The sequence below is a fragment of the Pullulanibacillus pueri genome, assembly GCF_014639255.1.
Classification (GTDB): Bacteria; Bacillota; Bacilli; order Bacillales; family Sporolactobacillaceae; genus Pullulanibacillus; species Pullulanibacillus pueri.
On record NZ_BMFV01000038.1, the window covers coordinates 26,323 to 39,784 of the forward strand.

Below are 13,462 nucleotides of genomic sequence, written 5' to 3' on the forward strand. Positions count from 1 at the left end.
AATAGCAAGCGCACATAACAAGAGTAAACCTCACAAAGAGCGTAGCGCTCGCACTTAAGAGGGCGCTGACTTACAAAAGAATGTTGCACCCATACCAAGGAGGCAGTTGACTAACAGAAAGCTTCCACAGCAATCCAGTGGAATGAAGCACAGGGCGCGAGATTCAGAACACTTTTGTCACGGAATCTGTTTCTCAGCACGACTGACTGAAGGGTGCTATGCGAGAATCTTGAGGGAGTGGGAACAGAGCGAGTCAGAGAGCCGCTGGCGATAACCAGTAGAACTGCTGCCAATTAAGGACGATCGGCTCAATCGTCACGTTCTGTGAGCCTAAGGAAAGCAAAGTGTATGTCCGTAACGGTGGTTTTAGGATTGACGCACAATTCACTTTAACCTATGAAAAGTCTTTACATAAGATATGCACTAGTGTTCTCGAAATAGATCGATATAAAAATCCGATGGATAAGACATTAAAGAATTTAAAACAAATGATAGATTTTAGAAAGGCGAGCATCATGGTAAACAAAAATACACTTTTACATACTAAAATTGCGAGTTATATAGGGCGGACCCTTCGTGATCATTTTGGAAAGGGACCAGAATCCGTTTACGTCTCATTAGGGCATTCTATTATTACCATTTATCTAAAAAATTTTATGACTCCTATGGAAAGGATTTTATTAGACCAACAACAAGAAACAACGGTATTAGAAATGAGGTCCATCTTAATGGAAAACCTTATACCTGAGATAAGAGCTCACATTAAGGTAAGTACTTCAATGGACATTAAAGAATTCTACTATGATTGGAATCTAGAAAATAGAACAGGAATGTTAGTGGGGATATTTAAGGAACATGAAGTTCAAAGTAATGAGGCCTATTCAAAAAAAGAGCTCCTTCATCAAAAAATTATGGAGTTTACCCATAAAGTGCATAGAAGACCACAAGAGATTGAGTCCTTTCTCATTAATTCTCGAACGCTAATTATCATCAAAAAGGGTGTGTTGATTGAGCTTGAGAGAGAACTGATCAAAATGGGGTTTAAAAAAGTACTGTTGAACGCGAAAAAGAAGATAACTAAGAATGTACACGATAGAAGTGTAACCTTTTTTGAGAATTTACTAGAACGAGAGATTAGTGAAATTTTCATAGATTGGAACTTTGAAGAGGATAAGGATATTGCTGTTCTAATTTTAAAGCCAAAGCTTATTGATACACAGTAGAAGGGTTCAATATACTCTCACACCGCAAAATAAAGAAAATTGATACTATATGAAAATATTAAATTCAAACGATATTTATTGTAATCGCTCTTGCACCTTGTTATTCTAAAACTTGTTATACTTTAATTCATTAATAGAATGAGGTGCATATGATGAAAGTCAATCGTCGTTCGGGGATATTCATGGCTATTTTTACTACATGTTTACTAATCCTTTTATCTGCATGTGGTCAAGGAAGTAGCAGCGATAAGCAGGCATCCCAATCTAATTGGGACAAAATAAAAGCAAAAGGTAAAATTGTTGTGGCTACATCAGGAACTCTTGTAGGGAGTTCTTATCATGATGAAAAGACCGATAAATTAACAGGTTATGAAGTAGAGGTTGATCGTGAGCTTGCTAAACGGCTTGGATTAAAAATTGAGTTTAAGGAAATGGGCGTTGACGCCGTCATGCCAAGCATTCAAAATGGAAAAATTGATCTTTCAACAGCGAGCATTACGGACGAGAGAAAGAAAAAATTCGACTTCTCAGATCCTTTTAAATATTCCTATGGTGTCGCGATTGTAAGAGCAAAAGATCATTCGGGTATTGAAAAACTAGAGGACCTCAAAGGTAAAAAAGCAGGTGGAGCGGCAACCACTACCTATAGTCAAGTGGCTAGAAAATTTGGTGCTGAAGTTAAAACTTATGGAAATGCGACGAATGATGTTTACTTAAAAGATGTGTCATTGGGTCGTACGGATGTGATTTTAAACGATTATTACCTTTGTAAAATGGGATTAGCGGCTTATCCTGATTTGGGACTCGTTATTCATCCAGATATTAAATTTAATTTAAGTGAGGATGCCTTTATCACGAAAAAGGGTTCTGATGAATTAAACGAAAAGATTAACAAGGCGTTAAAAGAGATGAAGGATGATGGTACACTTAAAAAACTAGGTGAACAATTCTTCGGGGCTGATGTTTCTAAAAAGCCAAAGGAAAAGGTCAGAGAGGTTCCATTAGACTAATTGAAGCAAATGTTTGTTAATATTAATAAAGGAGAAAGTCAATGACAGTCGATCCATGGTTAGCGATTAAATCCTTTCCCTACGTCGTTCAAGGTGTGGGAAATACTTTATTAATCTCTGTGGTGAGTATGGGACTTGGTTTAATTCTGAGTCTCTTCTTGGCACTGATGAGGAATTCAGATCATGCTTACTTACGTTGGCCGGCTCGCTTTTATATTTCCTTTATGAGAGGCACACCTATTATTGTGTTCCTCTTTATCCTCTATATGGGGTTACCCGTCGTAGGCATAGATCTTGACGCGATCACTGCAGCGTTAATTGGCTTCAGTTTAAATAGTGCGGGTTACATGGCTGAAATTAATCGGGCTGCCATTAATGCCATCCCGAAGGAACAGTGGGAAGGGGCTATAGCACTCGGATTAAAAAAATGGCAAACACTGTTTTATGTTATCCTTCCACAGGCCATTCGGATTGCGATTCCATCGCTAGGGAATGTCTTTCTTGATTTGGTTAAATCCTCGTCACTTGCAGCAACGATAAGCGTCTCGGAGCTTTTTCAAAAAGCACAGGTGGTGGCAGGACGTACGCTTGATTCATTTACGATGTATATTCTTGTAGCTATTATCTATTGGGTAGTCTGTGTGGTCATATCGGGATTACAGAACTATCTTGAGAAGCGCATGACTATCGATGCCAAATATTAATTTTCTTAATTAGGATAAAGAGACTGTCCCAAAGGCGAGGCTTTTGAGGAGGGTCTCTTTTGCTTATGTGGGGTATTTATAATTGCTATTGAAGTCCAACATTAATTTTAAAGGGTGTCTAAAAAAGCTTCTAAGGATGTCATTATTCGATGCATAAGGTATTTTTAAAAGATTATCGCTCGGAGTTGAATGATTTGCGACGACATCACATATCATCACTACGGAAAGACACTCCGTCTTCCGTGGCACGTTACGCTCCAATCCACTGGATTGCTACCGGTACTTTTTTTGAGTCTATTACCTCTTGTGTGAGGTGCGTGCGCGGTGGTCTTTTGTTAGTATCCACCATGATATGTGCACTGTTTGTGAGTTGCGGCAAGCTTTTGTGTGTAAGCCGACTCTTTTGTTAGTCCACACCCTCTTATGTGCCAGTGACATGGAGCGAGATCTACACTATTAGCTCGGGTTAGGTATCACCTTGCAGTGACGTCCCGATCTACGCAATAGAGACATCGCTATACAAATGGAGCTGCTTTGGGAAGATAGGACTTCCTTCGTTAAATCTACACCGTTCTCATTCTAGGCGACATGGACATTAAAAAGAGGCCATCTCAGTCCTCCTATTTTAGGACTATTGAGACGGCCTCTTTTTTATCTAAATTATTTATCTTTGTTATCTTTAGTGTTCGTTGAATCATTTTTATCGGTTGACTCACTATTCGGATCGACAGGTGTGTTAACGGTCTGATCGGAATTGTAGTCAATCTTAGAACGATCAACTGGCGTAAAGCCTTTAACATCGTGGAACCTTAACAAGTCACCGTAAACGACTTTATCCGAAAGATCTAGTGCTTGTTTAGCGAAGTCTGTGGCATCAGAACAATTGTCCTTACTTACAAGGGTTCCATCAGGATTACTGTAACATTTGCCACCGACACTATCGAATTTAGGTGTCATAACGTCACCATTACGGAACGGTACAATTTCGCGATGTTCTGGTGACAATAAGTCAGAACCAAATGAGATATAGTCTTTGGTATCAATCCCTAGAAGATGTAAGACTGTCGGTCTAACATCAACTTCTCCACCATAGGTGTGTTTTATGCCACCTTTTACTCCAGGAACGTGGATGAAAAGAGGCACGCGTTGGAGTTGAGCATTTTCATAAGCAGTAATCTTTTTACCCATGATCTGTTGCATTCCTGCATTATGGTTTGTCGATATACCATAGTGGTCACCATACAAGACGACGACGGTATTATCATAGAGCCCTGATTTCTTTAAATCATTAAAGAACTGTTCCAAAGCTTCATCCATGTAGTGAGCGGTTTGGAAGTACTTATTTACAACAGTATCACTAGTGTCTGCAGCAGGGAAATCAATATCGTCCTTATCTAATTCAAAAGGAAAATGGTTTGAAAGTGTAATAATTTTCGTTTCGAAAGGCTGTGGTAGGCCTTCAAGATACTTCATTGATTCTTTGAGCATCGGTTTATCTTTCATACCATAGTTGATTACATTCTTATCTTTCATATCGTAATAATTGGCATCAAAGAATTTTTGAATTCCAAGTGACTTGTACATCTCATCACGGTTCCAGAAAGTTTTATAGTTTCCGTGAAGTGTTGCTGTTGTATAGCCATTATTAGCCAAGATTTGTGGTTGAGCCTGATACGTATTCGATGCCTTCTGTGTAAATACTGCCCCTTGTGGAAGCGGGAATAGTGAATTGGCCATCATAAACTCGGCATCCGATGTTTTCCCTTGTCCCACTTGGTGGAAGAAATTATCAAAATAGAAGGTATTCTGATCCTTTTCTAAGTTATGCAAGAAAGGCATAACATATTTTCCATCAAGTTTTTCGTCAACCATGAAGTTCTCTAAAGATTCCATGGAAACATAAATAACGTTCATCCCTTTAGCTTTACCAAACAAATCTTGATCAGGGGCCGTATAGTTTGATTTAGTGAAGTTTTCGATATCAGTAAGATCATTACTATCAGCAAACGCTCTTTGTGCCGATGAACGAGCGCTGGTAATAATATCATAGATTGAAAAGTTATAGGCACCAAGGTATTTTACCAAGTAATTTCGGTCAAATGTTCTTGATAACAGCTGTGGACGATCGCCTTCGGCTAGTCCCAGGTTTGCAGCAAAAATCATAATTGCAAAAACAAAAACTGAGAGAATCCCACGACGCTGTATACGGCTTTGTGTTTTGACCACCTTGAAAAGAACAATGGCAATGAGAATGAAAGTATCGAGAAAATAGAAAATATCTGTTCCGTTCATGAGTGCAAGTGTACTATCACCAAGTTGTCCAAAGTTACCGTGCTGTGTAAGAACAGGAACTGTTAAAAAGTCATTGAAGAACCTATAATAGACCACATTCGCGTAAAGAAGAAAAGAAAGAATAAATTCAATTGCGATCATCGTCCATAGGCGTACCTTTCCTTTAAAAAAGAGCGCAATGCCTAGGAAAAAAAGTGAGGAACTAATAGGATTTACAAAAAGCAAGAACTTCTGTAGATCATTATCAATTCCCAACTTAAATTCTAAACGATAAACGATATATGTTTTGATCCAAAGTAGTATGACTGCAATTAAATAAAACGAATAATTTTTGTTCAGCCATTTGTTTGTTGTTTTTAACAAATTCATAGAAATACCTCCTGGTTTACTACCATAAACGGTTATTGTTAATATGGTTTGATTATGAGAAAAATCCCATATTAGCAGGAAAGGCTTGAAAGACGCTCCATAAGTTATTATTATAGCAGGATATGAAGAGTTTTTAAATATATATTTTTTAAGTAAATAAATTGTTAAATTTATAATTTTATATGCCATTGTTTTTAAAAGCATGGCGTATTATATTCTACTGTATGGCATTATATTAGAAAGGAAAGGAATTATGAACCAATCTTTTTTACAACTCAATACTATTTTTATCAGTATCCTTATAGAAGCCATTCCTTTTGTTGTTGTCGGCGTGTTTATCTCAGCTATTATACAAATATTTGTATCTGAGGCACTTATTGCGAAAGTCATACCAAAGAATCGATTTTTATCCGTATTATTTGGAACGTGTATTGGCTCGCTTTTCCCTGGTTGTGAGTGTGGCATTGTACCTATTACTGAGAGGTTGGTCAAGAAAAAGGTCCCTCTCCATGCGGCCGTTTCCTTTATGCTCACAGGACCAATTATAAATCCGATTGTGATATTCTCAACGTATGTAGCCTTCGGTAACAGTTGGAAGATGGTTTTTGATCGTTGTGGACTAGCCATCGTGGTTGCTTTCTTGGTAGGACTTATTATTTCTTTCTTATTTAATGATGATCAATTGCGGCATTTTATTGAACAAAAAGTTCAAAAGAACCGTAAACAACATCACCACCATCACCACGAACATGAACATATTCATAAAATGTCAGCGATGGCGAAAATTAAAGAAGTCATTAATCATGCTCTTGATGAATTTTTCTCTGTGGGAAAATTTTTAGTTATAGGGGCTTTTATTGCTTCGGCTATGCAAGTTTATTTAAAAACAAGTACACTTTTGACATTAGGCGATACTAAAGTCACAGCCATCCTTGTGATGATGTTGCTTGCATTTATTTTGTCCCTTTGTTCAGAAGCAGATGCTTTTATTGCTTCTTCTTTTAGAGGCACATTTAGTTCCAGTGCTTTAACAGCATTCCTTGTTTTTGGAGCCATGGTTGATATCAAAAACCTGATCATGATGTTAAGTACATTTAAGAGAAGATTTGTCTTTACATTAGTGGGTTCAATTATCGTCCTTGTGTTTTTAGGCGCTTTACTATTATAAGAGGTGAATAATCAATGATACGTTTTATCATTTTGTTTGGTTTCATGTATCTGTTTTTACATCTCCATGCTACAGGGGATATCAGTAAATACATTAATATGAAATATTCTTATCTGACTTTTATCATGATCTTTGTTTTTGCCTTCCTAGCCTTTTATCAGCTTATTAAGTGGAACAAGCAAGGGAAAAATAAGCCGGAAGAAGAACATCATCATGATCATCATGGACACGATCATTCGAAGGATGAAAATACATTTTTAAAGAAAGTTATGGTCTATGGGCTTTTACTTTTTCCTTTAGTAACAGGAATATTTCTGCCGATTGCGACCTTGGATTCTAACATTGTAAAAGCAAAGGGATTTCATTTTGCAGAGATAGATAATGATAAGGATCAGTATGCCAATCACCAAATCCTAAGGCCGGATACGACGTTGTATTATGATGCCGATCAATATAAAAAGATGTCAACCTCTGACCGTGCAAAATATGGAAAAGGCAACAGTCTTACCTTAAATGATGATAATTTTTTACGAGGATTAGAAACCGTTTATAATTTCCCAGGAGATTTCGAAGGGAAAACCATCTCGTTAAAAGGGTTTGTCTATCATGGTGACGATTTAGAAAAAAATCAATTATTCGTGTTTAGGTTTGGCATCGTTCACTGTATTGCTGATGCAGGTGTCTATGGCATGATGTTAGACTTCCCTAAAGATGTAAATTATAAAGATGATGAATGGTTACAAGTCGAAGGAACGTTATCCACAACCTTTTACCAGCCTTTTAAACAAACGATTCCTTATTTAAAGGTAACAAAGTGGAAGGTTGTCAAAGCTCCAAAAGATGAGTATGTCTATAGACAATATTAATACATGAAAAAGAGAGATCCGAACATTCTGTTTGAATGAACGGATCTTTCTTTATTTTTAGCATGAGGTAGATCGCTACGTCAAAACACTTCGCTTTCCGCGGGTCAACGGCCTCAGCTCGCTTTGGATTCAGACCTTTAGTGCTCCAAAGTGGATCTTCGGACATGTGCTATTCCAGAAAAGGACTAGGAGAATAATTCGTAGAAAAAATCGTGGTTCTTACGTACGATTGTTTTGAGTCTCCGCATTTTGACGACGATCTTCGGTTTCCTACTCCATCTTTGAACTTGCATTGTTCGGTATTTGTATTCATTACTTTGTTTTGTCTTAGTATTCTTTTTAAAAGAAAAAGTGTTCTAGATGTTAGAATAGGACATGGTGTTGCTATCTATTCTAGGTTGCACACTTTCCTTAATCCCGTCCACTTTTGGAGGTTTGACAGACGATAGACAATCATGAGTAAGCGATTCTTGAGAAACATGATACTTAAGGATTCCAAATCTCATAGCCTTCCGTTTTAACTTGGTTGTTGAGGTGATTTTTTGTATAGAAAAGTATTGATGGCTTAAACGGCAACTCGAGATGCTTTTCCGATTTTTCTTAACCTCTTGGAACTCAATAGGATTATAGCCCCAAAAAACCCAATGAAGAGACTAATCTTCATTGGGTTTTTTTATATAATTAAAGATCTCCTTTGACTCAAACTGGTCAAACAATAGGCCGAGCCAATGATAATATTCTTTTGTGTAAAGAAGTTTTTCGATCGCTGTTTGAACTTCTTCATGCTCCCTTTCCGATAAATGGCTTGGGTCAGACGCAAGATCCTCAAGCTCTTTTAAGGATTGATTGATCGCATTTAAGTTGACTTGAATAACCTTGCGCCACTGATGATTAAAATAATCAAAGAAAATTTGGTACCAGTCTTTTTTTGCCTCGTATTGATCTTTTCTTTCCCCTTTGATCCAAACCTTTTCCACCATGTTGAGGTCGGTAAGTGTGCGAACAGATGTACTCATACTTGTCTTACTCATTTGAAGCTCTTCTTTCATATCATCCAATGTCATCGGTTGGTCTTTAAAAAAGAGCGTCCCGTAAAGTCTCCCAATAGAAGGTGTTACCCCATAAAGATGCATATTAAGAGAAATTGTTTCAATGACGCGTTCACAGGCCCTTTCAATCAGTTCCTTATTCTTATTGTCTTTTTGATCCATCAAAGCAACCACCTAGAAACAAGTTTTGTTCTCAATTAGTATGATACCTCAAAAACAAAAAATTAAAAACTAGCACCTGATAAGGATTCTGGGGGATTTTAGAGCATTTTTAAGGATACAAGAGCAAAAGTTCGTACAGTATTAACTGTACGAACTAAATAAACGGAATTCTTTATATTTCAGGTTTGTTACAAAATAGTCTAATAGGTAGAATAGATAAGGGAGTAACGCAAACGAACGTTTTAGTAGATCACTAGGGCGTGTTTGTGAAAGTAGAGGTGAAAAGATGGATAAGATTGAAGTGCGCAGTGTCACAAAAGTGTTTGGGAAAAATCCTAAACGTGGTGTCGAGTTGTTGAATCAAGGATTAACGAAATCAGACATCTTACATAAGACGGGGATGACGGTTGGTGTCAACCAAGCCTCCTTTTCCATAAAAGATGGAGAAATTTTTGTCATCATGGGTTTATCAGGATCCGGGAAATCAACCCTAGTACGTTTACTTAATCGCTTGATTGAACCGACTTCAGGGACGGTTCTCATTGATGGTAAAGATGTCACCAAAATGAACAAGCAAGAACTTCGGAATACAAGAAGAAATAAAATGAGTATGGTCTTCCAACGATTTGCGCTTTTTCCACATCGAACGATTTTGGCAAACACGGAGTATGGCTTAGAGGTTCAGAAGATTCCGAAAGAAGAACGGCATCAGAAGGCCATGGAGGCTCTGGAATTAGTTGGACTCAAAGGCTATGAGGACAAAAAACCAGGAGAGCTTTCGGGAGGCATGCAGCAGCGTGTTGGCTTAGCACGTGCCCTGGCTAATGATGCAGATGTCCTTCTCATGGATGAAGCTTTTAGTGCTCTTGATCCTTTAATTCGTAAAGACATGCAGGATGAATTATTGGATTTGCAAAGTAAAATGCAGAAGACCATCGTTTTTATAACACATGATCTCGATGAAGCCTTGCGTATTGGAGACCGCATTGTACTGATGAAAGATGGTGGGGTTGTTCAGATAGGAACTCCAGAAGAGATCTTGATGAACCCGGCAAATCGTTATGTTGAGCAGTTTGTAGAAGATGTTGACGTAACAAAGGTCTTCACTGCTGAGCATGTTATGAAGCGTCCGGAGACGATTGAAGTGAGCCGCGGTTTACGAGTGGCAATGAAAATCATGAAGGATGAAGGGGTTTCGACTGTCTATGCCATAGATAAAAATAAAAAATTTCTTGGCATTCTGTATGGTGATGAAGCCGCTCGGGCAGCAGAGCAAGGTCTAAAGATCCAAGACGTATTAAAACAAGTAGAGACCGTACGTTTGGATACGCTTCTGATGGATATGTTTGAAGTTATTTCCGGTTCATCTGTACCTATTCCAGTGGTTGATGAGGAAGGACGCCTTAGAGGCATTGTTAAAAGAAGTGCGATCATTGATGTCATGGCAGACAGCAGTGAAGTTCTTAACGGAGATGGGGTGACAAAATGAGCGACACTTATCATCATTTTATTCCTAAGATTGAAATTGGCACTTGGGTTCAAGACGCGGTTGATGCCTTTGTAAACCATACTGAGACCTTTTTTACGGGATTGGGAAACGGAATTAATTGGTTTGTTGAACAACTTGTTGATGGTTTTACATGGATTAATCCGTTCGTCTTTATCATTATTGTAGCTGCCATCGCATTCTGGCGTAGCGGATGGGGCGTTGCAATATTTTCTCTTGTCGGATTATGGTTTATTTTTGATCTTGGCTACTGGCCTGATACGATGCAAACATTGGGGCTTATATTAACCGCTATTATCATTTCTATAATTATCGGGATCCCCTTTGGCATATGGATTGGCCTGAGTGATGCGGCCAAAAATATTATTACGCCTATTTTGGACTTTATGCAGACGATGCCTGCGTTTGTTTACCTCATTCCGGTTTTGTTCTTATTTGGGACAGGGATGGCACCTGGGGTTGTGGCGACAGTTATTTTCTCAATGCCACCGACGATTCGTATGGCAGGGCTGGGGATTCGCCAAGTCCCTGAGGATCTTATCGAAGCCTCTGAAGCTTTTGGGTCTACAACGTCGCAGAAGTTGTTTAAAGTTCAGTTACCTCTAGCCATGAAAACAATAATGGCAGGGATTAATCAAAGTATCATGCTTGCACTATCCATGGTGGTTATTGCTTCACTTGTGGCCGCACCAGGATTAGGTGCAAAAGTATATCTCGCTGTAACACAGCTGAGACTTGACATTGGTGTCGAATCTGGTTTAGCGATTGTTATTATTGCAATTGTGCTTGATCGGATTACACAAAATACAAGAAAAAATAAATCTTAGGGGGAGTACATTTTGAAGAAATTGAGTGCAGTTTTACTTGCTATGATGATGCTCATCGGCTTCGCGTTAGTCGGCTGCGGATCATCAGATGAGGCGAGTGGGAGTTCAAAGTCCATTGGAGAACAATTAGATTACACGATTACAGGGATTGACCCAGGTGCTGGTGTTACCCAAGCGGCACAAAAATCAGTTGAAGACTATGGACTCGATAAGTACAAAGTTCAAACAAGTAGTGAATCAACCATGGTTGCCTCTTTAAAAAAGGCCTATGAAAATAAAGAACCTATTGTCATTACTGGTTGGTCGCCACACTGGATGTTTGCCCAATTTGACCTCAAATATTTGGATGATCCCAAAAAATCTTTTGGTGAGGCAGAAGATATTCACACGATTGCCCACAAAGGCTTTTCTGAGAAACATCCGAATCTAAAAAAGTTCTTTAGTCAGTTCAAATGGACTGATGATGATATGAACGCCGTCATGTTAAAGCAACAAGATAATGACGATGCTTTAGCAGCTGCAAAAGAATGGTTGAAAGATAATCAGGATAAGGTAGATCAATGGACTAAAGGTGTTAAAAAAGGGAATGGTGAAGAAATAAAGATGGCTTATGTTGCTTGGTCATCAGCGGTAGCCAGTCATAATGTTGTGAAGGCTGTGCTTGAAGATCTTGGCTATAAAGTGACCTTGCAGCAATTAGATGCTGGTCCAATGTGGGGTGCCGTGGCTAAAGGAAGTGCAGATGTTACACTTTCGGCTTGGTTACCTGTTACTCACGAAGCCTACTACAAGCAATACAAGGATCAAGTTGAAGACCTTGGTACCAGCTTAGAAGGAACAAAGTTAGGCCTTGTTGTTCCAAAATATATGAAAGATGTTAATAGCATTAGCGATTTAAAGAAATAATATTAAAGAGGCTTGGGACAAAACCCAGTCAATTAGGAGTGGTACCAAAATGGTACCACTTATTTTTATTTAAAAAGGATAAAATTCTGTTGTCATCGAAAAATGGTTGAGGTGCTAGTGCTAGCTTCGGCGTTGTCACAAGGACGTGACGGGTTTAGCCGCTCGTCCTTAGTGGTCTCAGCTAACTTGGGATGAGCTACGGGTTTCCCAAGTGGATCTTCGGACACGTGTTGTTCTTCCGCTCCAATCCACCCGATGCTGAAGGCTGATTTCGGTATGAAAAACTTTTCATTACTCTAAAAAGGACCGGACATACTTCGCCTAGTCTCCTCATATTCTTGAGCCCCGGTTGCACTTGTGAATGTTTAAGCTTTTTGATATATAATGGCTTGATGCCCGAATTGTTTCCAGCCGGCAATAAAATCATTCTTATTTACAGGTCTGTTTTTTATATTATCAAGGGGATCATTAAAATACACAGTGTCATGATCATAACCGGTAAGGACAACAGCATGCTCTTTGTAGGTGATGGATAACTTGCCGTGAGCCGTTTCCCATGTTTCCCAAAACTCGTCTTCAAGAAAGCGATAACGACTAGTGACGATGACCCATACTGGGGTTCCTTTATCTATGCACTCTTCAATTCTTTCCCATGCGCATCCGGTGAGATCGACCACTTGATTCCCCAAATAGTGTTGGGCCAAAGAGGCAATGGGAGAATGAAAAGTCCCAAGTCCAGGGGTTTCAAAGCTATACATATCGCCAACAAAACCATCATTGGGATGACCTCGAAGTCCATTCTCTTCAAAGGGAACTTTAATAATTTCTTCAGCAAGTCTTTCCTTTTCCACATGAAGGCCTGCGTGCGATAATAGCATGGCTAACGAAGTGACTTCGCATCCTCTTGGAAGCTCAGGCAATTGTGAGATCAATGGAACATCAATAAGTTTAGTGTGTATCATGATTTCTCCTCCTCATGTAAGCTATAAATTTAACTTCTGTTTAACGAGTGGAAAAACCTTCTTTTATATAGATTACATATAAGTGAGTGGGGTGGCTACAATAAGGACTGGGAGGTGATTCAAATGGCAAGTAACAATAGCAATCAATTGCTCGTCCCAGGAGTTGAACAAGCTATCGATCAGATGAAACAAGAAATCGCTAGTGAGTTTGGCGTTCAATTAAGCGCCGATACAACTTCTCGTGGAAATGGTTCTGTTGGTGGAGAAATTACGAAGCGTTTAGTTGCTCAAGCACAGCAACAACTTCCAGGGCAAAAGTAATTTTTATAACGGCATTTTAATTAAATATTATGGTTCTAAGTCAAATGTTGGGGTAGGAGTAAAGCTCCTACTCTTTATCCCCACTTAAAAATCTAA

Annotated in this window: 12 protein-coding genes; 9 read left to right on the forward strand and 3 right to left on the reverse strand. The window is 38.7% G+C overall.

Features of this window, described 5'->3' with window-relative positions:
- The first annotated feature begins 515 nt into the window (after positions 1-515).
- From IEV91_RS18260 to IEV91_RS18270, 3 genes are all read left to right on the forward strand, one after another.
- On the forward strand, positions 516-1,223 hold the full coding sequence (locus IEV91_RS18260; RefSeq protein WP_188498875.1) for a Na-translocating system protein MpsC family protein: 708 nt from the start codon (positions 516-518) through the stop codon (positions 1,221-1,223).
- Positions 1,224-1,375: 152 nt separating this feature from the next.
- Positions 1,376-2,233, forward strand: coding sequence for a transporter substrate-binding domain-containing protein (locus tag IEV91_RS18265; RefSeq protein WP_188498886.1), 858 nt, complete (start codon positions 1,376-1,378; stop codon positions 2,231-2,233).
- Between the two features lie 41 nt (positions 2,234-2,274).
- Positions 2,275-2,937, forward strand: a complete 663-nt coding sequence (locus IEV91_RS18270) for an amino acid ABC transporter permease (RefSeq protein ID WP_188498876.1) — start codon at positions 2,275-2,277, stop codon at positions 2,935-2,937.
- Between the two features lie 660 nt (positions 2,938-3,597).
- Here the strand turns inward: IEV91_RS18270 and ltaS are convergent.
- A complete protein-coding gene (gene ltaS, locus IEV91_RS18275) occupies positions 3,598-5,598 on the reverse strand; it encodes a lipoteichoic acid synthase (protein WP_188498877.1) in 2,001 nt (666 codons plus the stop codon).
- Positions 5,599-5,851: 253 nt separating this feature from the next.
- On the opposite strand from ltaS, the gene IEV91_RS18280 reads away from it, so the two are divergent.
- Together IEV91_RS18280 and IEV91_RS18285 are read left to right on the forward strand one after the other, a co-directional pair.
- Complete coding sequence (locus IEV91_RS18280; RefSeq protein ID WP_188498878.1) at positions 5,852-6,766, forward strand: permease; 915 nt, start codon at positions 5,852-5,854, stop codon at positions 6,764-6,766.
- A gap of 14 nt (positions 6,767-6,780) precedes the next feature.
- Positions 6,781-7,632 (forward strand): TIGR03943 family putative permease subunit, encoded by an 852-nt coding sequence (locus tag IEV91_RS18285; protein WP_188498879.1) that lies wholly within the window; start codon positions 6,781-6,783, stop codon positions 7,630-7,632.
- Between the two features lie 653 nt (positions 7,633-8,285).
- Here the strand turns inward: IEV91_RS18285 and IEV91_RS18290 are convergent.
- Positions 8,286-8,843, reverse strand: a complete 558-nt coding sequence (locus IEV91_RS18290; RefSeq protein ID WP_188498880.1) for a GbsR/MarR family transcriptional regulator — start codon at positions 8,841-8,843, stop codon at positions 8,286-8,288.
- A 286-nt stretch (positions 8,844-9,129) separates the two neighbouring features.
- On the opposite strand from IEV91_RS18290, the gene IEV91_RS18295 reads away from it, so the two are divergent.
- The 3 genes from IEV91_RS18295 to IEV91_RS18305 are packed head-to-tail and all read left to right on the forward strand — an operon-like array spanning position 9,130 to position 12,083.
- Positions 9,130-10,332 carry a quaternary amine ABC transporter ATP-binding protein gene (locus IEV91_RS18295; protein ID WP_188498881.1) on the forward strand — a complete coding sequence of 401 codons (1,203 nt, stop codon included), beginning with the start codon at positions 9,130-9,132 and terminating at the stop codon, positions 10,330-10,332.
- Positions 10,329-11,177: an ABC transporter permease gene (locus IEV91_RS18300; RefSeq protein WP_188498882.1), complete on the forward strand. Its 849-nt coding sequence runs from the start codon at positions 10,329-10,331 to the stop codon at positions 11,175-11,177. Before IEV91_RS18295 ends, IEV91_RS18300 begins: the two co-directional genes overlap by 4 nt.
- Positions 11,178-11,186: 9 nt before the next feature.
- Positions 11,187-12,083 carry a glycine betaine ABC transporter substrate-binding protein gene (locus IEV91_RS18305; RefSeq protein WP_188498887.1) on the forward strand — a complete coding sequence of 299 codons (897 nt, stop codon included), beginning with the start codon at positions 11,187-11,189 and terminating at the stop codon, positions 12,081-12,083.
- Between the two features lie 365 nt (positions 12,084-12,448).
- On the opposite strand, the gene IEV91_RS18310 is transcribed toward IEV91_RS18305, so the two are convergent.
- Positions 12,449-13,045, reverse strand: coding sequence for a C39 family peptidase (locus IEV91_RS18310; RefSeq protein WP_188498883.1), 597 nt, complete (start codon positions 13,043-13,045; stop codon positions 12,449-12,451).
- 123 nt (positions 13,046-13,168) lie between these two features.
- On the opposite strand from IEV91_RS18310, the gene IEV91_RS18315 reads away from it, so the two are divergent.
- A complete protein-coding gene (locus tag IEV91_RS18315) occupies positions 13,169-13,366 on the forward strand; it encodes an alpha/beta-type small acid-soluble spore protein (protein WP_188498884.1) in 198 nt (65 codons plus the stop codon).
- Positions 13,367-13,462 lie beyond the last annotated feature (96 nt).

Excerpts from the sequence above, each read along its gene's own strand:
- ltaS (WP_188498877.1), bottom strand. The coding sequence starts at position 5,598 with ATGAATTTGTTAAAAACAACAAACAAATGGCTGAACAAAAATTATTCG.
- IEV91_RS18270 (WP_188498876.1), top strand. The coding sequence starts at position 2,275 with ATGACAGTCGATCCATGGTTAGCGATTAAATCCTTTCCCTACGTCGTT.
- IEV91_RS18300 (WP_188498882.1), top strand. The coding sequence starts at position 10,329 with ATGAGCGACACTTATCATCATTTTATTCCTAAGATTGAAATTGGCACT.
- IEV91_RS18315 (WP_188498884.1), top strand. The coding sequence starts at position 13,169 with ATGGCAAGTAACAATAGCAATCAATTGCTCGTCCCAGGAGTTGAACAA.
- IEV91_RS18285 (WP_188498879.1), top strand. The coding sequence starts at position 6,781 with ATGATACGTTTTATCATTTTGTTTGGTTTCATGTATCTGTTTTTACAT.
- IEV91_RS18290 (WP_188498880.1), bottom strand. The coding sequence starts at position 8,843 with ATGGATCAAAAAGACAATAAGAATAAGGAACTGATTGAAAGGGCCTGT.
- IEV91_RS18310 (WP_188498883.1), bottom strand. The coding sequence starts at position 13,045 with ATGATACACACTAAACTTATTGATGTTCCATTGATCTCACAATTGCCT.
- IEV91_RS18295 (WP_188498881.1), top strand. The coding sequence starts at position 9,130 with ATGGATAAGATTGAAGTGCGCAGTGTCACAAAAGTGTTTGGGAAAAAT.
- IEV91_RS18280 (WP_188498878.1), top strand. The coding sequence starts at position 5,852 with ATGAACCAATCTTTTTTACAACTCAATACTATTTTTATCAGTATCCTT.
- IEV91_RS18265 (WP_188498886.1), top strand. The coding sequence starts at position 1,376 with ATGAAAGTCAATCGTCGTTCGGGGATATTCATGGCTATTTTTACTACA.
- IEV91_RS18260 (WP_188498875.1), top strand. The coding sequence starts at position 516 with ATGGTAAACAAAAATACACTTTTACATACTAAAATTGCGAGTTATATA.